The 20,612-nt window shown below is 58.4% G+C and carries 17 protein-coding genes and 1 pseudogene; 12 read left to right on the forward strand and 6 right to left on the reverse strand.

Going from position 1 to position 20,612, the window contains the following annotated elements:
* Window positions 1–2: 2 nt before the first annotated feature.
* The 6 genes from nodC (at window position 3) to MESCI_RS29310 (ending at window position 8,299) form a co-directional block, all read left to right on the forward strand.
* The gene (gene nodC, locus MESCI_RS29285; RefSeq protein ID WP_013533535.1) at window positions 3–1,355 is read left to right on the forward strand and encodes a chitooligosaccharide synthase NodC; all 1,353 of its coding nucleotides are present in this window, start codon (window positions 3–5) and stop codon (window positions 1,353–1,355) included.
* A 226-nt stretch (window positions 1,356–1,581) separates the two neighbouring features.
* Complete coding sequence (gene nodI, locus MESCI_RS29290; protein ID WP_013533536.1) at window positions 1,582–2,496, forward strand: nodulation factor ABC transporter ATP-binding protein NodI; 915 nt, start codon at window positions 1,582–1,584, stop codon at window positions 2,494–2,496.
* Between the two features lie 3 nt (window positions 2,497–2,499).
* Complete coding sequence (locus MESCI_RS29295; protein WP_013533537.1) at window positions 2,500–3,288, forward strand: ABC transporter permease; 789 nt, start codon at window positions 2,500–2,502, stop codon at window positions 3,286–3,288.
* A gap of 164 nt (window positions 3,289–3,452) precedes the next feature.
* Window positions 3,453–4,190 carry a sulfotransferase domain-containing protein gene (locus MESCI_RS29300; RefSeq protein ID WP_015319224.1) on the forward strand — a complete coding sequence of 246 codons (738 nt, stop codon included), beginning with the start codon at window positions 3,453–3,455 and terminating at the stop codon, window positions 4,188–4,190.
* 362 nt (window positions 4,191–4,552) lie between these two features.
* Complete coding sequence (locus tag MESCI_RS29305; protein ID WP_013533539.1) at window positions 4,553–6,598, forward strand: carbamoyltransferase family protein; 2,046 nt, start codon at window positions 4,553–4,555, stop codon at window positions 6,596–6,598.
* Between the two features lie 1,014 nt (window positions 6,599–7,612).
* Window positions 7,613–8,299 (forward strand): transposase, encoded by a 687-nt coding sequence (locus MESCI_RS29310; protein WP_245262924.1) that lies wholly within the window; start codon window positions 7,613–7,615, stop codon window positions 8,297–8,299.
* Window positions 8,300–8,535: 236 nt separating this feature from the next.
* Here MESCI_RS29310 and MESCI_RS29315 read toward each other — a convergent pair whose 3' ends face one another.
* The 4 genes from MESCI_RS29315 to pdxR form a co-directional block, all read right to left on the reverse strand.
* Entirely contained in the window at window positions 8,536–9,378 is an 843-nt protein-coding gene (locus MESCI_RS29315; RefSeq protein ID WP_013533541.1) for a TIM barrel protein, read from the reverse strand.
* A 564-nt stretch (window positions 9,379–9,942) separates the two neighbouring features.
* Entirely contained in the window at window positions 9,943–10,563 is a 621-nt protein-coding gene (locus MESCI_RS29320) for an FMN-binding negative transcriptional regulator (RefSeq protein ID WP_013533542.1), read from the reverse strand.
* A gap of 468 nt (window positions 10,564–11,031) precedes the next feature.
* Window positions 11,032–11,754: a B3/B4 domain-containing protein gene (locus tag MESCI_RS29325; protein WP_172832179.1), complete on the reverse strand. Its 723-nt coding sequence runs from the start codon at window positions 11,752–11,754 to the stop codon at window positions 11,032–11,034.
* A 215-nt stretch (window positions 11,755–11,969) separates the two neighbouring features.
* Window positions 11,970–13,475, reverse strand: coding sequence for a MocR-like pyridoxine biosynthesis transcription factor PdxR (gene pdxR, locus MESCI_RS29330; RefSeq protein WP_013533544.1), 1,506 nt, complete (start codon window positions 13,473–13,475; stop codon window positions 11,970–11,972).
* A gap of 595 nt (window positions 13,476–14,070) precedes the next feature.
* Between pdxR and MESCI_RS29335 the strand changes: the two genes are divergently transcribed.
* The 3 genes and pseudogenes from MESCI_RS29335 to MESCI_RS29345 all read left to right on the forward strand — a co-directional run bounded on the left by MESCI_RS29335 (window position 14,071) and on the right by MESCI_RS29345 (window position 16,207).
* Window positions 14,071–14,685, forward strand: coding sequence for a trans-sulfuration enzyme family protein (locus MESCI_RS29335; protein ID WP_425339448.1), 615 nt, complete (start codon window positions 14,071–14,073; stop codon window positions 14,683–14,685).
* A 128-nt stretch (window positions 14,686–14,813) separates the two neighbouring features.
* Window positions 14,814–15,711 (forward strand): annotated as a pseudogene (locus MESCI_RS29340) (dihydrodipicolinate synthase family protein).
* Between the two features lie 304 nt (window positions 15,712–16,015).
* Window positions 16,016–16,207 carry a hypothetical protein gene (locus MESCI_RS29345; RefSeq protein ID WP_013533545.1) on the forward strand — a complete coding sequence of 64 codons (192 nt, stop codon included), beginning with the start codon at window positions 16,016–16,018 and terminating at the stop codon, window positions 16,205–16,207.
* A 1,009-nt stretch (window positions 16,208–17,216) separates the two neighbouring features.
* Here MESCI_RS29345 and MESCI_RS29355 read toward each other — a convergent pair.
* Together MESCI_RS29355 and MESCI_RS29360 are read right to left on the reverse strand one after the other, a co-directional pair.
* A complete protein-coding gene (locus MESCI_RS29355) occupies window positions 17,217–17,522 on the reverse strand; it encodes a hypothetical protein (RefSeq protein WP_013533546.1) in 306 nt (101 codons plus the stop codon).
* A gap of 21 nt (window positions 17,523–17,543) precedes the next feature.
* The gene (locus tag MESCI_RS29360) at window positions 17,544–18,422 is read right to left on the reverse strand and encodes an IS1 family transposase (RefSeq protein WP_081285673.1); all 879 of its coding nucleotides are present in this window, start codon (window positions 18,420–18,422) and stop codon (window positions 17,544–17,546) included.
* 107 nt (window positions 18,423–18,529) lie between these two features.
* Here MESCI_RS29360 and MESCI_RS29365 point away from each other — a divergent pair, with 107 nt between their 5' ends.
* From MESCI_RS29365 to MESCI_RS29375, 3 genes are read left to right on the forward strand one after another with little or no spacing between them, the layout of a single operon-like run.
* Window positions 18,530–18,823 carry a type II toxin-antitoxin system RelE/ParE family toxin gene (locus MESCI_RS29365; protein ID WP_013533548.1) on the forward strand — a complete coding sequence of 98 codons (294 nt, stop codon included), beginning with the start codon at window positions 18,530–18,532 and terminating at the stop codon, window positions 18,821–18,823.
* On the forward strand, window positions 18,823–19,956 hold the full coding sequence (locus MESCI_RS29370; protein ID WP_013533549.1) for a HigA family addiction module antitoxin: 1,134 nt from the start codon (window positions 18,823–18,825) through the stop codon (window positions 19,954–19,956). Before MESCI_RS29365 ends, MESCI_RS29370 begins: the two co-directional genes overlap by 1 nt.
* Before the next feature lie 3 nt (window positions 19,957–19,959).
* Window positions 19,960–20,421 carry a hypothetical protein gene (locus MESCI_RS29375; RefSeq protein WP_013533550.1) on the forward strand — a complete coding sequence of 154 codons (462 nt, stop codon included), beginning with the start codon at window positions 19,960–19,962 and terminating at the stop codon, window positions 20,419–20,421.
* The last annotated feature ends 191 nt before the right edge of the window (window positions 20,422–20,612 follow it).

The following is a 20,612-nucleotide window of genomic DNA, read 5'->3' on the forward strand; positions in this document are numbered from 1 at the left end:
CTATGGACCCGCTTACCACAGCCAGTACCGTCGCCGTTTCGTGTTACGCGCTGCTCTCGACCGTTTATAAAGGCATGCAAGCGGTTTATGCGCAGCCGGGACACGTTGCCTCGAGCTCGGACGACTTGCTCGCCTTCGACCTTTGGCCGAGCGTGGATGTCATTATCCCCTGCTACAACGAGGAGCCGCGCACACTTTCGGCCTGTCTGGCTTCGGTTGCAAACCAGGAATACGCCGGAAAGCTGCATGTCTATGTGGTTGATGACGGTTCTGGAAATCGCAACGCCCTCATGCCGGTGCATCACGCCTACGTGGACGACCCCAGATTCACCTTTATTCAGCTCCCCCACAACGTCGGCAAACGCAAAGCACAGATCGCCGCGATCCGTGGTTCGTCTGGAGATTTCGTGCTCAGCGTCGACTCTGACACGACTCTCGAGCCCGACGTGATCGCGAAACTTACGGCACGGATGCGGGATCCAGCGATCGGCGCCGCCATGGGCCAGCTGACGGCATCCAACCGGAGCGACACTTGGTTGACCCGGTTGATTGACATGGAGTACTGGCTCGCTTGCAACGAGGAACGGGCTGCGCAGGCCCGCTTTGGTGCGGTCATGTGCTGTTGCGGCCCCTGTGCAATGTACCGCCGCTCTTGTCTGATGTCGCTGCTGGATCAATACGAAACCCAGCTGTTTAGGGGCAAACCTAGTGACTTCGGCGAGGACCGCCATCTTACCATCCTGATGCTGAAAGCAGGCTTTCGGACCGAGTACGTTCCGGACGCCGTCGCAGCGACAGTCGTTCCGGACAAGATGGGGCCCTATCTGCGCCAACAACTACGCTGGGCACGAAGCACTTTCCGCGACACGCTGCTGGCACTGCGCCTGTTGCCGGGCCTCGATCGCTACCTCACGTTGGACGTGATTGGACAGAATGTCGGTCCATTGTTGCTCGCGGTCGCTGTACTAGCCGGGCTCGCAGAGCTCGCATTGACAGATACGGCGCCTTGGCCAACGGCAATTATCATTGCCGGCATGACGATCATTCGATGCACCGTGATAGCTTTCCGTGCACGCCAAGTCCGATTCTTCGGCTTTTCTCTGCACACGTTCATCAACATCTTTCTCCTACTTCCCTTGAAAGCTTATGCGTTGTGCACCTTGAGCAACAGTGATTGGCTGTCGCGCAAAAATGCCATCCAGCCCCATGGGAGCAAGAAGCCGATCATCGTCGCAAACCCGATCACCAGGGCAAATGGTACAGGCAGTCCGGGAATTGCCGGCTCGAATCGTACGGATCGTTCTCGCGATTCTGCACAGCTGGTTGAGCCTGGCGTTCTTCACAGCTCCGAGTGACCGAGTACTTGGGTAGAGAATACGTCGTGAGCTTAGGCATACATCCACGATCAGACCGAGAACCAGCCGAAAGCGACCGTAGCCTTCGACCCTATTTTGCGCGGCTGCGACACTCGTTTTCTCTCATTCCTCAAGGACCAGCACAGGTACCAGCTGCTCTGGACCAGAACCTCGAAAGTAAGCTGCCGGCCGGCCGATTGGCCTGTTTTCAGCCTGAGATAGACGTATGTCCAATGTAGCAATCGACCTTGACCAGGTAACCAAGTCATTTGGCAGCAAACTCGTTGTGAACGGGTTGTCCTTCACTGTGGGTACGGGAGAGTGCTTCGGCCTGCTGGGGCCGAACGGTGCAGGCAAGAGCACCATTGCGCGCATGCTCCTCGGCATGACCCGGCCCGACTCCGGTAAGATCACGGTGCTCGGAGTGCCGGTGCCGGGTCGAAGTCGCTTGGCCCGCAAGGGCATAGGTGTCGTTCCGCAGTTCGACAACCTGGACCTGGAATTCACGGTCCGCGAGAACCTGATGGTGTTCGGGCGGTACTTCGGCATGAGCACACGGAAGATTCAAGAGGTCGTTCCATCTCTCCTTGAGTTTGCCCGCCTTGAGAGCAAGGCGGACGCACGTGTGGGCCAGCTATCAGGCGGCATGAAGCGGCGTCTAACGTTGGCGCGCGCGCTGATCAACGACCCCCAACTTCTTATAATGGACGAGCCGACTACCGGCCTCGACCCGCACGCCCGCCACCTGATCTGGGAGCGGCTCCGTTTTCTGCTGGCGAGCGGAAAGACAATCATTTTGACCACCCACTTCATGGAAGAGGCTGAGCGGCTATGCGATCGGCTGTGTGTACTGGAGCGGGGACGCAAGATTGCCGAGGGCAGCCCTCATGCTTTGATAGACGAACATATTGGATGCAATGTGATCGAGATCTTTGGCGGCAATCCGCAGGAGCTGACTTCGCTAATCAAGCCGTACGTTCAGCGCATTGAGGTAAGCGGTGAGACCCTCTTTTGCTATGCGCCCGATCCAGAGCAGGTGCGTGTCCAGCTTCGCGGGCGCGCAGGTCTGCGGATTCTGGAGCGTCCACCAAGTCTGGAGGACGTCTTCTTGCGGCTAACCGGACGCGAGATGGAGAAGTGAAAAATGCGTGAAGGTCTTGCGGCGGCACTGCCCGCCAACGCGTGGAACTGGATTGCGGTGTGGCGCCGTAACTATCTGGCGTGGAAGAAGGTCGCATTTGTGTCGCTTCTCGGCACTCTTGCCGATCCTATGATTTACCTTTTCGGGCTCGGTACGGGGCTTGGACTGATGATAGGTCGGGTTGAAGGCGCCTCGTACATTGCCTTCTTGGCAGCCGGGATGGTCGCGACAGGCGCGATGACCGCATCGACCTTCGAAACAATATACGCGGTTTTCAGTCGCATGCGCGACCTGGGCACCTGGGAAGCAATCCTTCATACACAACTCACCCTGGGCGACATCGTTCTTGGTGAATTGGCATGGGCAGCCACCAAGGCCTTTCTGGCAGGTACCGCAATTACCATTGTTGCTGTTATGCTAGGCTATGCCGATTGGACGTCCCTGCCCTATGTGCTGCCGGTAGTCGCTCTCACCGGCTTCGCCTTTGCCAGCCTGGCAATGGTCGTCATCGCGCTCACCCCCAGCTATCACTATTTCATATTCTATCAGACGCTCGTCATCACACCCATGCTGTTCCTGTCTGGCGCGGTCTTTCCAGTCGGCCAGTTGCCAGGCGCCTTTCAGCGCGTGGCGGCCTTCTCCCCCCTGGCGAACTCTATCGACCTGATCCGCCCGGCAATGCTTGGCCATGTGGCAGACAACGTCGGGCTGCATATCGGCGCACTTTGTATGTACACGGTTTTGCCGTTCTTCCTCTCTGCTGCGCTCTTTCGCCGACGCCTGATGCGTTGACGCTGCTTACGACGGCACGAGAACGAGGGCCGCAATGCATCTTGAATTGGCCACCATCAAAGCTGTAGCCGAATTGAGTCCGCGTTCAAGACATAGCAGCCGAATTTCTGGTGCCCTGGTCTGCCCTAACCCTCGCGACCGCTACTAGCTGGAACCACATAGCAATGACACACCGCACGCCGATGCCTCAGCCTTTTGTTATCCTTGCGATGCCAAGGACTGGCACACATTATTTGGAGGAACTGCTAAACGAGCATCCGACCGTGCTGAGCAACGGTGAGTTGCTCAATGAGTACGACACCAATTGGCCCGGAAAGGATCGCCTGCTACGCACGGATCGTGAGCTCCTCGAACAAGCTTATTGGCGTTATCCCACGCCAGACTACAAGAACGTGACGCATATTGGCTGCAAGATCAACGAGCCCCAATTTCACGAACGTCCAGGTTTTTTTGCTGAACTGACCCGTTGGCCAGCACTCAAGGTCATACTCGTAACTCGAAACATATTGGAATCGCTTCGGTCCTTTGCACAGGCAAGGCAAAGCGGCCAATGGCTGAAATTCAGTTCGGACGCCGCTCGGCCGCCGCGCGTAAGATTGTCAATCGCTGATTGCGAGGCTTACTTCAAAGCCGCGGACAATTTCCACGCTCGCATCGAGCACTCCTTCACGACGAGCCAGCTGCTTGTAGTCGAATACGAGAGCCTCCTTCACGAACCCGCTGCTTGCTTGGGAAAGGTTTGGCATTTTTTGGGCGCACCGGCCGTTGGGCTCTCTGATCGCGCCGTCCTTCAGCGCCAGGAAACGCGAGCGCTGGACCAGACAGTGCAGAATTTTGATGAGTTGCAGCTCCACTTCGCGCATGGACCATACGCCCGGTTCTTTGACGTGGGTGGTCTGTGATTGGCCCGCTACGCCGACGGCAGTTCGCTTGCTGCGGGGCCACTCGATCCCTTCCATTGAAGGTTGAAATTACGAACCACCCGATGGCGCCTGCCGCAGTTCTCAACAGGAACGGCGGCCTTAGCGGTGCTTCCCTTCCTTGGGCATACCGCGTCGGCACCACGCGGCTTTTTCTCGTCAGTGGGCCCACGCTGGCAATTTCGAAACGTTGGGCCGGATTTTGGCACTGACGACACCCCTGCCAGAGTTTGACGATGTCTGATTGCGGTTGCAGGCGAGAAAGATAATGGAGCCCGTTCTAAGTCGAACGGCCTTGAGCCGGGCCAGCCGGTCCTTTTTGTCATAATAACATGGAGATCGAGATGTTGTGTCTAGGAGTGAGTGGCGGATTGGACAAAGTCCATGAAAACCGATTCCAGTTTGCGAATACATTTTTGCACGATGGTGCTGCGGTGCTCGTCCGAGACGGACACGTAATAGCGGCCGTTGAAGAGGAGCGCCTCAACCGGATCAAGCACTCCAACAAGCTCGCGAGTGGTGCGATTCAATACTGCCTCTCAGCCGCTGGAGTTCAGCTCAAAGACATCGATCGTGTAGCGTTTTACGCTACCGAAGCCTATTGTAACGCCGCCCTGGAGAAGATGCTTATTTCCCAGCCGGACGCCTCCATCCCTGTGGACGCTAAATTGATGGTACAGAAGCTGTTCGCGCAGGAGTTCGGCACCGAACTGGAGGCTTCGCGTATCTCATTCGTAAGTCATCATCAGGCGCACGCGGTAAGTGCTTTTGCAATGTCGGGCTTCGAACAAAGCCTGATTTTCGCGATTGATGGCTCTGGTGATTTCTTGTCGGGCCTCTTGGCGGTCGGGTCTGGCACAGAAATCCGGCAGCTCGAGAGTTTCCCAGAGAATAACTCTCTAGGCCTGTTCTATATAGAAACTATTCGTCATCTGGGCTACGGCATGTTCGACGAATATAAGGTAATGGGGCTTTCCCCATACGGCGATGCAGTTCCCTATCGCGAGCTCTTCGAGCAGTTCTATGAACTCTTGCCCAACGGTGGCTACCGCGTCCATCTGGACCGCATCGGCCCGACACTGCTCCGCAACATCAGTGTCAGGCGAAAGGGAATGCCATTCACACAGCAACATCGTGATGTGAGTGCCTCATTGCAGGAAGCGCTGGAGCGGATCGTGTTCCACATTCTCCGCCATCATCGTGAGGCGACCGGGATGAAGCGGCTGTGCCTCGCTGGAGGCGTAGCCCACAACTGCTCGATGAATGGCAAACTGCTGTATTCAGGGCTTTTCGAAGATATTTTTGTTCAACCCGCAGCGCATGATGCTGGGTGCGCATTGGGCGCCGCACTCATGGCATCTGCTGAGCTGGGGCACCCTGCGCCTCGCAAGCGGTTGCGGGAGGTCTATTGGGGGCCTGATCTCGGAAGCGACCAGGCCGTCGAGCAGGAACTTATTGCATGGGCCGGGCACATCGAGGTCGAACGCACCGATGATGTGGCCAGCAGTGCAGCCGACTTGATGGCCAATGGCGCGGTGATCGGCTGGGTGCAGGGCCGTTCGGAGTTCGGTCCACGTGCGCTTGGCAACCGAAGCATTCTTGCAGATCCACGACCTGCCGCAAACAAGGAGCGGATCAACGCAATGGTTAAGAAGCGCGAAGGGTATCGGCCCTTCGCGCCATCGGTGCTGGAGGAGGATGCGGCCGAATTTTTCGACCTGCCGGACACTGAATGCGAATTCCCTTTCATGAATTTCGTCGTTCGTGTGCGCGACTCTATGCGTGGCTTGCTCGGCGCCATCACACACGTCGACGGTACCGCGCGGCTGCAAACCGTATCGCGCAAAGCCAACCCGGCCTACTGGGACCTTATTAATGCTTTCAAGAAGCGGACGGGCATCCCAATTTTGCTGAACACATCCTTCAACAACAACGCCGAGCCGATCGTAGATTCAGTTGCAGACTCGATTGCGACCTTTTTAACGACAGAATTGGACGGACTTGTGGTCGGGCCGTTCCTCGTCAAGAAACGGGCTACCGCGCTGGAGGACTGGACTGCGCTCGCGGTTTCATTGCCTCCTCAGTTTAGTCTGCATCAAGTACGTGCTTATACAACGCAAGATCGCCAGGAGACGGTCTGCGAGATTCGCGCAGTCCACTCCCCTCGCGACGGTGTGCGCATTTCAAGTGAAGTGTACGCTCTGCTCATTCAGATCGAGGGCGAAGCCGTGCTGGGGGATCTCCTCAATCCAATCACGCTAGATGAAGCTAAGCGTCAAGCTCTCACAAAGGAGCTTCGTCAGTTGTGGGAGCAGCGCTGCATTCGGCTGCACCCCTCACAAGCTGTTCGCGTCCGTCAAGGCCCCGATCGTTTGCTGGAGCAGGCATAACAGGCCCACCAAAATGGCTCTTTTGGCTCCATGCCTTGGTCTGAACAGGAGCGGTGCGTTGTCCAGAATCGGACTGCTCACCAATGGGTGAGGCGACACCAAAGCCGGTTGGGGGTCAGTTTTTAGTGCCCTTTAACAGCAATGCTTGCTGATGCCTTGTGAAGGCGCCCGTGGTCGCCTGGTTGCCGGAGAGGCAACCAGGCGCGCGTCCTTCAGCATTCCCAAGCCCGACCGTCGACATCAACGCCAATCGGCCTTGAGAACGCGCCATCGATCGAACGCGAAAAGCAGGCTGGCCGGCCTTCAGGAGAAGGCCAGGGTAGCAAACTCGCACAAGAGGTGAAGCGGACGACTAAAGGCTCAGTGAATTCATGTGCGTACCATGCCACTAAGTGAACTCGCAAGATTTCCTCGGTCAGTACCGGGACCACGTTCCGACCAAACCAGATGACCGCCGCGGTACTCACGGAAGAAGGATTGGCCCCAGCGGTGGCCGCGGCGAGGAGTAGCTCCGGTCGGCCTCCGTACCACGCTCTGCCGCTGCCGGACGAAGCTCGATGCGAGTTCGACTCGGCTCGTGCCCTCCACTCTCCATGCGCGCCATTCTGCGCAGCTGTCCGCTCTTCGCCGCCAACTCAAGTCGGTTCACGTTTTGATAAGCCGGGCTAGCGTCGCTAGCCGGCCTTTCGGATGTAAGCCGTCCTGCACTGCCAGCGCAGATTGGATCGGCGCACTTGAGCAGCTCCTTTCAGTCCGGATGCCACCCGTCGCTGCGCCGTCGAAAACCAGGAAGATAGCTTTTGCATGCTGCGAGGAAGCACCACCTCCTCGGTTCGAGATGAAATAGCCTGCTTGCTTTTAGGTGCTCGTAGGCTGTTTTAGGATGTGCGTCGCCAGCAGGGCTTGCTCAAGCGATCGGATGCATATAGCTCGGCTACAGAAGAGCCGGCCAGACCTTCATTCCGTCGTCTGCCGCGACTTCCTGTACAATTCGTCTTCAACAAGGAACGACCTATGAGGCGGCAGCCCCGAGCATTCACGGTGGAGATCAGACAGAAGCGCAGTTCTCAAAAACGGAGTCTTTCAATCTGGAGCGATGTCGATCTCACCGCAGCAATGGCCGAGACAAGAAGGGAACTCGAGAAGATGGAGTTGCCAAATGGTCGCCCTGTTGACTCGAGTGTAGTATCGCTCAATGCTGAACACATGCACAAACCGCGAGCGGAGCATCTCATGACGAATTCCCTGGACGCAGGATCAGGAACAACTGCAACGCAACCGGCAGCCAAAGTGGAGACGCCTCTGAAGAAGAAAGCACAACGGTCGCCGAGAGCTAAGGTTGAGCCCAGGCCGCCTGCTCGGAAGAACGCGCCCAATGCGGCGTCGCAGGCGCAGCAAATACCAGCGGCGGCCGTGCGGACCGGACGCAAGATCTACTCTGAAAACGAGCGCGCTCAGATGCTTGCCCTTATACAGAAGTCTATCAGTGGCGGCGCCACCCATAAGAGCGCGGTCAAGCAGGCCGGCATCTCGGAACAGACCTACTATCAATGGAAGAGAGCTGCGCTGCCTGCATCGGTTGGTGATGATCTGAAGGACCTCGTCGCGCTTGAGGAAGAAAACAAGCGACTGAAGAGCCTGCTCGCGGAACGGCTGCGCAAGGAGAACGCGGAACTGAAGAGGAAGCTGGAGCTTGAATAACGCTGCGGTTGGGGTGGGCCACTCGCCCTTGGTCCGCCATCAGTTGCTCTTCGTCCGAAAACCGATAGCTCGCCGCCCTCCGCATCAGATCCGATCTTCGCCTTGCCGCCCATCGAACTGCCGCGGCCGCCCAAGGCGGTCCAATGGCCAGTTTTGACAATGGTGATGCGGCAAGCGCCTGCATCAGCGAGATACAGCGATCTCAAATGACTTCTCGGCTCAATCGCCTGCGCGAATTAGACTGGCACTCGCCTGAGAAGCCCGCGTCGGATGAGATCGATGCTGGAGGCAAATGCGCCTGCAAAGTCATTTAACGCATGGACCTCCTCCACAAGCTCAAAGGAGAAGGGGCCCGAATAGCCGCCATCGAGTAGCGTCCGGATTTGGCTGCAATTGTCCGAGCCGCCCAGGATGCGATCCGGGCGAATCCAGAAGGTTGGATCGTTTATGCTCGAAATGTGCACGAGACCGGTCAAGTCGCAGAAGAAGGACGTCTCGCGGGCAAGCGTGTGGTGGAATGTATCGTGGACAAGCCGGAAGGCGGACTGGCCATCAACCGAGGCAATGGCGATAGCCGCTTCTTTCTTCGACCGAAGTGAGGAGGTCTGGAACCCAAGCGGCTCGATAAGCCCAACAAGACCTCGCGACTGAAGTATTGGCTTTAGCGCCTTCAAGGCGACGCGGAGATTGCCTTGGCGCTCGGCATTGGCGGACCGCGAACCGTCGTTCACCGGCACCAGCATGAGCGCCTGGGCGCCGCAGGCGGCCGCATAATCGGCGAGCTTGCTGGCCTCGGCTTTGCGGGCGTGAGTCCACTCGTCGAATCGCTGCAAGGCGTTGACTGAGATAATCGTGACTCCCGCTTCGGCAGCGGCAGCCCGGACATCCGCCGACGGCTTGCCGCGCGCAACAGCCTTACTGCAAGGATCAGTCCTGACTTGCACGTCGGTTAGACCGAGATCGCGGGCGAGTGCGAGGAACGTCATGACGTCAAGCCCAGGTGTCGCCATATGGTCGAGTGCAAACCGAAGCGGCGCCACGCGCACGGATTGGCGTTCTTTCATCAAGGCGGCCGCCATTCGCGGCTCACTGGCCGTTTGGCGATTTTCAAGGCCGAAATGTTCGGCATAGGGAGGCGAGCCGGTCGAAGTCACCCGCTCTTTATTCATAGGATTGTCTATCATTGTGAGCCGACTTTCACGCAACGGGTACCACCGCGCCTCTTGAGACATTCATCTGCTAAGCGAAATGACCGAAGATGGATCCAGCCTACCCAGCCGCTTCTGCAGAGTGAGTACCAGGCCGCAAGGATGCTGAACCGCTCCGGAGCCAAACTGATGTGGCCGGCTGCTCCGCCGTAGCGAGGTGGACTGCCAGTGCAATCATAGCGCCTCCCCGACCTCTCCCTCAGGCGCTGATTCAATCCAGGACGCGCTGCTGTGCGGCCTTCAATGCCGCTGGGCACAAAGCCAACATGTCGGCGAGAGTATTGAACGCAATTGGGGCGACCGCCGGCGAGACTGCGGGCGACAACATAGAGTCGCCGAGCACCAGGCGTTATGGCGAGCACAAAAGCCGCGGCAAGGCGTAGGGCGAGTTGCGTCAGATTTGTCATGGGGTCGATACCAACGAAGTTTATGTTGCTAAGGGATGAAGGAGGCGACCTCACGGTCAGATGCCCGCTCGCTCGCTGCGAGGCCCGCAGCCACTCCGGCACGGTCGGCCGCGTTCCGATTCTGGCTCATCTTGCGCTTGCCCTCGATCCTCGTGATCGACATGCGCAGACCCACAATTCCGCGGAGTTGGGCCTGCACGAAATCCGACGGCGCATCCGACACCGCCCAGGGCGAGACGCGCTCACCCTCGTGGTGGTCGGTCAGGCGATTCACGGCCTCCAGCAGCCTCCCGGTGTCCTCGAAGAACTCGACCGGGCCATAAGCGTGGACGGTGACGTAATTCCAGGTAGGCACAACCTTCCCGGTTTCCTGTTTGGTCGCGTACCACGCCGGGGTCACGTAAGCCTCCGGCCCCATGAAGATGGCCAGACCGTCGCCCAGCGGGGGAACACGGCACTGTGGATTGGCCTTGGCGAGGTGGCCGTAGATCACGCCGTGCTCGCCCTCGCTTTCATCAAGCAAGAGGGGCAGCGGCGAGGCGAAGAGTCCTTCGGCCGTCGCGGTGACGAAGTTCGCCAGAGGAGATGCGCGGACGCTCGCCCGCAGGAAATCCATATCATCATCGCGGAAGGCGGGAGGGGTGTACATCGGGGAACTCCGTGTGTGCGCTGCAGGTCGGGATACCGGCAATCTGACCCTCAGGAAACAGCCAGTTAATTACAATTGAAGTCGTCCAGTTGGTGAAGTGACTTGGCGAGCCCAGATCATCGGGCCAACTATCTTAGTGGCCCAACAGTCGTAGAGGGCCGTGTGTCCAGCTTGCCCAGCAGGACCTGGGTGACGCCGAGCTGGCGCCGTCCTCCAGGGTTGGCGAAATCATGACACAGCATGTGCCGCCGAGCCGCTGGCGGCGTCGGCGGCAAGGTCGCGACCCGCAGATATGGCTGCGTACCGATCCGCTCGGGAAGTTAGCCTTCGAAGGAGGCGGAGAGCTCCCCCGACGGGTGAGCATGTGCCTCTCGATCGACATCTCTGATAGGCTTCCGTGCCGCCGGCCTGCCTATCAGGCGGCGCATGCAGGCCAGCTCAGCCTCGATGACAGGGACGGCACGTTCCTCAACCGACCCGCCTGGCGGAACTGGCGACCGAGGCTTTAGCGGTGGTGATTTCCTGTTCGTAGACCTTACACCCTGGTGCAAGCTCTCTCAGACCGCTCACGAGCATCTTAGCTGCGTCCTCGAGCGCTCCTTCCGGCATCGCTGCTAAGCTTTCCAAAATAAACCACATGCGGCCGCCCACCGTCTCCAACCGGGTGCGCGTGCCCTGCCGCCAGTTCCAGCGGCGACATGTAGCTGCCAGATCGTCGCGCCAGATGACCTCCCCCTTGGAAGGCTTTTCGACGACCGCTTCCCCATTCAAAACAGTGTGGAAGCACTCCGTTCCTTCCGCAATTGTCAGCCGTGGTTTACCGACATATGCATCGAAATTTTCGCCGCCGACGGGTATTGCGAAACGCAGGCTCACTGCATTGTAGAGGTCAACGACAGGATTTATCGATGGGATGCGGCCGTCCCTCTCCACCCGTTTTTTCAATGCGTGCGCCGAGCACGGCGTCCGGTTTGGTTTCGCTCCGAATCGGACGTATGCCTCCGCCCAATTGGCCAAGTGCGCTTCTCCCCATGCGGGTCCTCCCGCTCGGACGAAATCGCAAGCCTCTCCCAACACGTCTCGAGCCATGACGCCTCGCGCACTGTCCTGTGCATCAACAAGAATGCTGATAGCGCGAAAGTCAGGTGCGATCTCTGCTATTTCCTCGTCGATCAGCGGAAAATCCATCAACGCTTTCTCCTTTAAGCCGGCCGCACGGCGCCTTGCTTCCAGTGGATGTAAGAGTCTCGTCGAGAACTCTCTTCGCCAGGTCGCAGGGTCAGAGTACTGCCCGGGACCCGGAATGGCCGACAGGGCCAGTCACGGCAAGTCTTGCTGATCCAGTCTGCGATCGCTGCCGGCGTGACTCTGGGGTCACGAGCCAGGCCTGTGCACCGTCAGGCCGGTTATTGAGGATGTTGCCGAGTGCTCGCAAGGCTTTTTACCCGTTGGACAGCGCCAGTAAGGAGCCGAACGCCATTCTCGATCTGCCGAATGGTCAGGGCGGAATAGCCCATCACCAGTCCAATCCGGTCAGCACGGCCTTCATCTCGAATGTACAGTGATGAAATCGGATGGATGCCCACCCCGACCCGCCGCGCCTCTTCAACCAGGATGTCCTCCAGCGACCGAGAAAGATCCTTGAACCAGACGACGACATGCAGCCCTGCATCAGCACCCTCGATGACAATACCGTCTGCGAACGCGCGTTGAAGGACGGCAAGCAGCGCCTCACGGCGCTCGCCGTTGAGACGGCGGACGCGTCGCACATGGCTTTCATAACCACCGCTCTCGATAAGTGAGGCCAGGGCCTCCTGTTCGGCAACCGGAGAATGCCTGTCGAGAAGCTGCTTGGCCGTCGCAAAGACATCTTGCAACTCGGCCGGAACCACCAGGTAGCCGATGCGCAGCATCGGCGACAGTGTCTTGGAGATCGTCCCAACATAGATGACGGAACTGCGGTCTTCCAGCTTGTGCAACGGGGGCACCGGACGAATGTCGTACCGGTACTCGCCATCGTAATCGTCCTCGATGATATAGGCGTCGTTGCGCCGAGCCCATTCGAGGAGTTGATAGCGCCGCGAAATCGACAAGACGCCGCCGAGCGGGAACTGGTGCGACGGGGTGACATAGGCCAGCCGCGCCGGAATTTCCTGCAGCAGCTCCGTCTTTATGCCCTCGCTATCGACGGCGACGGCCACTGGAGTGGCTCCTGTGCTGGCAAAGACTAGGCGCGCCATTCTATAGCAGGGATCCTCGATCACGAAGCTGTCAGCAGGATCTAGCAGCAGACGCGCGCAAAGGTCCAGGCACTGTTGTGATCCACTCACGACGAGGATCTGCTCGACCCGGCAGCTAAGCGTTCGGGCGCGCCACAAATATCCCTGCAACGCCTGGCGCAAGCGATGCGAGCCGCGTGGATCGTGATAGGCCAGCCTTCCGGGACTTTGTGACATCGCCGCGTTCATCGCGCGCTTCCACGTCAGTGCAGGGAAATCAGATGGTGCGAGGTCGCCGTAGCGGAAATCGACCTTGAGACGGTTCGGGAGGTAGTCGGGCCGTGGCGGACTGGCGCGCAGTCGCTCGCCGTAACTGGAAAGGTGAATCGGGCCAGTCCTTTTCGGCACCGCGCTAGTCGCTTTACTCCCGACTAGCGAAGCTGCAACGCGAGGTCTTGCGCCTTGGATGACCTCAATGAAACCCTCGGCGACCAGCTGGTCATATGCCACCGTCACCGTGGTTCGCGACACACCGAGTTCATTTGCGAGGCCCCGGGACGACGGCAGCTGGCTGCCCGTTTCATAGATGCCGCCCAGGATCTGCTCGCGAAGAGCTTCGCAGATCTGGCGCGCGCCCAGACCTTGAGGGCGAGCTGTCGAAGCGGCAGGAGAAGGCTGGACCATTTCTTTCATCGCCAACTGAACGTTCCATCTGAGTTAGTGTGACGGCATTGTTCCCGAAATCAAGAGGGCTAAAGCCGATGGCCAGCGCCGAAGATTCGCTTGAAAACGAGGCAATATCAATGCCGTTCCGGAACGAGGTCGACCTCGCATTTGCCACCCGGGCCATACATCACGGCTACGATCCGGCCGGCTTTTCCAATTCCGTTCAGACGACTGTGTTTCTTACATTGACCTACGGATTTGAAAGCGTGGCAGCAAACGAAGCCGCCGCAGCAGCGGAAGACTCTACGCACGCGAATACAACCCGACGACTGAGGTCCTCGAAAAGCGGCTCGCCAATCTCGACGGAGCCGAAGCTGGGCTGGTACTCGCCTCGGGGATGGCGGCCTTCGGCACGCTGATCCTTTCGCCGCTTTCGCAAGGTGACGAACTCATCGTCCACAACACCGTTTATGCCAATACACTCGCCATGGTCGAACAGGGCCTGCCGCATTTTGACTAAGGTCGTTGCCCTCGACCTGTCAAATCCCAGTAATTCGATGGGGCCATCACCCGAAAGACTCGGCTCGTTTTCTTCGAGACGCCGATCAACCCGCTGAGCCGTATCCTCGACATCGCTGCCATTGCCGAACACGCCCATTCTCGCCGGGTGAAGGTCGCGGTCGACAGCACCTTCGCCTCGCCCGCCCTCCAGCGTCCACTGGAACTCGGAGCTGACATCGTGATCCATTCCCTGACCAAGTACATCAACGGACATGGCGATGCGCTTGGCGGTTTCATACTCGGCGATGCGAAGACATTGCACCTGTTGCGCGAAACTGGCCTGCGCTATCTCACCGGGGCAGCGCTCTCGCCCATGTCCGCATTCCTGATCTTGCGCGGGCTGAAGACACTCACGCTGCGTATGGAGCGTCACAGTGCCTTTGGGCTCGCGGTCGCCCAGGCGCTCGAGGCGCACCTGGCTGTGGCTTGGGTTAGCTATCCGTTTCTCCGCTCTCATCCCGAGCATAAGATCGCGCGCAGACAGATGTCGAACGGCTCAGGCATGTTGGCTCTCGGCCTCCAAACGGGGTTCGAGGGCGCGCGCCGTATGATGGACGGTCTCACGTTGATCACCAGGTCAGTCAGCCTTGGCGATGCTGACAGTCTCATTTGTCATCCGGCAAGCCTAACCCGCTCGCGCAAGTCAATCCATCTGCAAGGACGCGCCTTTGCCTGAAGCAGTCGGCGACGACCTCATGTGCCTGTCGGTAGGCTTGAAGACGCCGCCGATTTGATCACCGATCTCAACGCTGGAGGGGGTCTGATGCCCAACGCTTCACGCAATCTAACAGCGGGAGCTTCAGCATGGCTTTCCTGAGCGGCCTTTGGCCTTCCCAATAACGCCAAGCGATAGTGACGGCAGCGTCGATATCCTCGCGCTTCGAAAGCTCAAAGCGCGGCTTTGTGCAGCAAAGGTGGATTCCATCGGCCTGCTCGGCAGCACCGGCACTTACATGTATCTGTCGCGCGAGGAACGCCGCCGGGCAATTTCTGAAGCGCTGGACGAGACGGTGGACGAGTCCCGCTCGTGGTTGTGGGCGCTTTGCGCACCGATGAAGCGGTAAAATATGCAAGGGATGCGAAGGCCCTCGGCGCAGCCGCGGGATTGCTCGCCGCTGTGTCATACAGTCCGCTCACTGAGGACGAAGTTTTCGAGCATTTTTCGACAGTGGCGCGCGAAAGTGGCCTTCGTATCGTGATCTACGACAATCCTGGAAACACGCATTTTCGCTTCACGCCAGCACTCATCGCGCGTCTGGGACAGTTGCCTGAGATCCTCGCTATGAAAAACTCAGCGGACCGGGGCGATGCTATCGAAGGCCAACTTGCGCACCAGAAAGAAATTCTGCCGAAAGGATTCTCGATCGGCTACAGCGGCGACTGGAACGCCACGGCGGCCCTGATCGCGGGCGCCGACACATGGTACAGCGTCCTCGGTGGCATCTTGCCGGAGCCCTGCCTGGCGATCGTCAGAGCGGCTCGGCACGGCGACCACACAGAAGTACACCGGATAGACGCCACGCTGGCCCCGGTGTGGGAGCTTTTTAAAACGTTCTCGAGCCTTCGCATTGTCTACGCTATCGCCGAGCTCCTCGAAATCTGTTCCGCCCAGCCCCCACGGCCAATCAAGCCGGTTTCAGCGGCCGCGAAGTACCAGGTCGCCGAAGTCCCGGCCCGTTTAGGATCAGGTCCCCAATCGTAAGCCCCGCTTTCGAGCGGTGTGCTGACCACCGACGGATTACAGCTCTCGACCCCTACCCAGCGCGCTCACCGTGTGTGCCGAGGGAGCGCAGCACCTCCCGTCCCTCGGGATATGTGACCACATCCTTGCTCCAGCGGCTTGCGAGGCCAGCTCTCACTGCGGCACAGTGCCGGCAAAATGTCATCGTCCGAGCATGCTACTCCTCCTAATTGTGTCAAGTTTAAATCAAATTGTCCTGTGTATGTTGACCGTTGCGCGACACTGACCTCGTAGAGGGCTGACGCGGCGGCTACTGAGAGGTTAAATGAAGAGCGATTTTTCCGCGGCCCGGGTGCATTTAGATCGGGCATACCACTATCTTGGTGGTGATGACCCGATGAGCCAGACGGGGCGTGAAGCCTTGGACGCTATAATTGAGGCGGTCGCCTTCGAAGAATTCAAACAGCCCCGCCAACAGGCGGAGGTGCTACCATTTCCGGATGTGCGTCGCTTCTGAGACGATCGCTCTAGCTATTAACCTGGGGAGCAAATCCTCCCTGCTCCCCAGGCATAACCCGATGGGTAATAGCCATGAAGGCCTGGGGCGCGCATCCACGATGCCGGGCAGGCAGCGAACTCCATGGGCGGGGAACACGCGGTCGATTGGGCCAAGGTCCTGTCCGAAGCGCGGTGTTACGGCCCCGCGTTAGCCACGCGGTCGGCGATCTTTCTGTTGTGAATTTTACTATGCTTCCTGCGAGCGCCGAGATCGAGCGTTCAACCCGTAGGCCAAACTTCATCTTAGTGTTCGCTACAAAAAGAAGACGGAGCGCCCATGGATGCGCCGCCTGTATTGCGTTCGGAAAACGCATGTGAACTGCTGGGCTAGGGACTGGGCGGGTCTCGTAGATCGTCGATGTTAGGACTTCCTCTTCGGTTGTGGAGCGCGGGGCTCACAGCTGCGTAGTCGTAGGCTGCGATGAATACGAATATTTTGAGCGGCGCCGTCGGCCTGCATGTTGGACCTGATCGTGTCGCCCTCCGCCGCCGGAATGACGGCGCCACGTAGGACCGAGAATTTCGGATAGGCATCGACGAAAGCGCCCCGAAGGCCGTGTGATCCATGTGATGGCCCCGCCTCATCGACTCTACAAGTCCCGTTGTCGGTACGCGGGTGCGAGCCATCGTCCCGTCATTGTCCAGGGGGCAGCCCGTGATCTTTCCGGCCGGCGCGTCCGATGAATTCGAAGTGCGCATTTGGCTCGATGCGCCGCCTAACCAATGCAGATGTACTGAACGTTCCACCACAATGGTTGGGTCCGGAGCCTCGCCCCTCCAGATGACCGGCGGGGCGTCTCGTTGGTCCGTTTGGCGGCGACCTCGCCTCCGGTAGTCATGCGATATGCCGCGTAAGGCATAGCCAGATCGACGATTTCCTGCCTGGCTACGTCAACAAGCCCGAACTCAAGGCTTGGCCCTGAGAAACGCGTTGGGTAGTGGGTCAGTTTGAAATTCAGGCCGCATTTTTAGCGTAAAGGGACATCTAGAACCCGCTCTCGCTCGGCGACTTCGGCATCTGTCAACGATCCCATATAGAGACAGTTGGCAATTCGGTTCTTCTCCGTAGGGGAAATGCCGAATGCCTTATTCAATTTTGCCAACTGATCGACGCAATCCTCACGAAGGACCGCTTGCAGCTGCTCCTGCTCCGCCTCGTCTTTCTGACGCTGGTAATTGCGATATTCGCCGAAAAGGTAATAGCCGACGCCAACGATCACCGCGATGCAGGCGCCGGCAATTAAGAGGCGCAAACCAGAGTCGGCCTTGTCCATTTCTCGCCCTCCCCAAAACCGCTAGGAACGCTTTTTATATGTTCCGCGAACCATCGGCTTTTCGGCTTCCTTCGCTTCGATCAGCGCAACGATATCGCCGATCTCCCAAAGTTTGCCAGTGACGCCAGCGGCCATCGCCGGGGTCATTCGCAAGGTGGCATGGATGCGAACAAAATTGTAGTCCATGAAGTGAAGCGCCACGGCGTTGGCGTGGGCTTCCACCTTCTTGGAAAAGCCGTTGGTCAGCCGAGTGAAGCGGCGCATATGCATCCGCATGGTGAGGTTCTGGCGCTCAGCAAATGACGTGCTGACATGCTTGATGTTTGGATTGCCTTCGATCCGCTCTTTGTTCGCTCCGGTGCATTCGGCGGGGCTGTAACGGCCCTTTGCGCTGTCAGGGGAGGCGCCATAGAGCTTGATCAGCATGGCGTAGTCGATGTCGCCACCGAATGCACCTTGAACAGCCTCTAGATAGGCCCTGTGGCCATCGCTGGTCAGCTGGACGCGATTGGCGAGGCGGCGCGAAAGATCGTCCATGAAGCCCATCGCGTATTCGCTGTCGCGACCGCCGACCAGCCACGACATGACAAGCTTGGTGTCGGCATCGATGGCCGTCCATGTCCATGTGTCGCCAGCGCCTTCCGGGGCAGCCTTGGCCGTCGCGACGTTCTTCTGCTTGGCGTAGGTGAAGCTCCAGATTTCATCGACCTGCACTCGCTTGCTGGTCAGGTTGCGAAGGGTTTCATCCTGATACTGTGCGCAAATCGCGCCAGCGTCAGAGAGAAGTTTTGCCACCGTATTTTTGCTGGTACCCATGATGCGGGTAATCGAACGGATCGACTGACCTTCGCAGAGCATGTGAAGGATACCAGACCGGGCTTGGGCGTCCAACTTATTCATACTGACCATTATGCATAAGCGCTCTTGCTTTGCAACTATTATTACGCTATCCGGGATAAAGGGTATTGAGATTTTTTCTCCGGCGCTATATAAAAGGGACGTGAGGCATGGAGATCGAATTTGCCGATGATGACCTCGACAAACTGGACCATGATCCGAGTTTCGATGCGGGCTTTGGCCCTGACATTGTGCGTGGATTCTGCAAAGCGCTATGGGCATTGCGCGCTGCCGTCGACCAGCGGGACCTCTATCGCGGCGGACTCCGATTCGAGAAGCTTCAGGGGAGAAGGGGCCACCAACATTCGGTGCGGCTGACCAAGCAGTGGCGGCTCATCATTGAGATCGTCACCGACAACGAAGGCACCCGACTGCGGGTAATTGAAATAACGGATTATCACTGATGCCAAGGAATATGACCGATCGGACGCCAGCTTACACTTTCCCACCGGGCGAGTTCCTTAAGGACGCCTTGGATGAGTTGGGTTGGTCGCAGACAGAGTTTGCGGAGATCATCGGCCGCAAGGCCAATGTGGTGAATGAGATCATCATGGGTAAGCGCTCGATCACGCCAGACACGGCGCGAGAGATCGCTGCGGCGCTGGATACGACTCCGCAGTATTGGTTGAATTTGGAATCCGCTTATCAGCTGGCGAAAACGTCGCCGGCTGACGAGCGGATCGCTCGCGAGGCGGAGATGCGGAAGCGCTTTCCCGTCCGAGATTTGGCGAAGCGTGGCTGGCTTCCGCAGCGGCCCGGCGAGAGTATGGAAGCATCGGTTTGCCGCTTCTTCGGAATCGCTTCGATTGGCGATCCTATCACCGGATCGTTCGCCGCATGGAGGAAGAACAACGAAGATGTTTCCACTATCCAACTGGCTTGGCTTATCCGCGTAAAGCGCCTTGCGGAAGCGATGGTCGTGCCGAAGTTCTCGGAAACGCTACTGCGCGACGCGCTTGTCCAGCTTGAAGCCTTGATGGTTGACCCGGAAGAGGTCCGCCATGTCCCGCGCATCTTGCATGACTGTGGTGTGCGGTTTTTGGTTGTCGAACCGCTTCCCGGCTCGCGTATTGATGGGGTGTGTTTCTGGCTGGACAAAAACAGGTCGCCGGTCATTGCCCTGTCGCTTAAGGGTGGCGACCAGATCGACCGCTTTTGGTTTAATCTGCGGCATGAGATCGAGCACATTCTCAGGCTTGAAGGTCGCGATAATCCGGTCATCGACAACTTCGAAGATGACGACCGACTTACAGACGAATCCGAACGTGCAGCCGATGCGGCGGCGGCGGATTTCTGTGTGCCGAGACTGAAGATGGAAAGCTTCATTCGTCGGCATGACCCGATCTATTCCAAACCAGGGTTGATCGGTTTTTCGAAACTAGTGAAGCGCCATCCCGGCATCGTGGCCGGGCAAATACAAAAGCACCTCAACAGATGGGACTTATTCAAGCAGTACCAAGCCAAGGTGCGGCATGTCCTCATACGTACGGCGATGACCGATGGGTATGGGGTGACACCGCATCTGAAGGAGATTTGAAGCATGACTTACAGTAAGCAGATGCAGAAAATCGTTGCAGAGTACCGCATGTCCGGCGAGCCGTGGCCGGCAGGCACCAGAACAATGGCCGCTTGGGCTATCCGAACCGGACGATGGGAATTGCCGGAGTCGGCAGCAATCTCCAAATGCGCCGAAGATTTGCAGTCGGCCATGCGCGAAGATTACATCACCGACAAGCGCGGAAGAAAGGTTCGCAAACTGCATCCCGCCACGACCAAGTCAGGCGGAATGCAGATGGTTCTGTGGGACGATATTCGAACCGCCCCACGACACCATATGCAGATGTCGTTCCAGCAGCGCCGTCGCGGGATCGTCGGTGACGTTCGGCAGTTGAAGATCGATGTCGATAGCTACAATGATGCGAGGTCGGACGAAGAGCCTATCCAGATGGATTTCGACTTCACGATGGACTTGGCGGAAATCGAGGCAGCAGAAGCTGCCTAGTCGTCGCGCTTTCTCCAACGGGCCGATGCAGCTAGCCTTGCTGCATCGGCCCTTTCTTCTGCCGACATGCGGTCAGCCCGTACGCGGCCACCGATCTTACCGCCACGTCGCCCTAGCTCCACAGCGGCCTTGTTCTTATGATCTTCTTTGGCCGGCGCTTCGCCAGTCGCGATGTCAACAATCGACCTTGC

This window comes from Mesorhizobium ciceri biovar biserrulae WSM1271, assembly GCF_000185905.1.
GTDB classification, from domain to species: Bacteria; Pseudomonadota; Alphaproteobacteria; order Rhizobiales; family Rhizobiaceae; genus Mesorhizobium; species Mesorhizobium ciceri.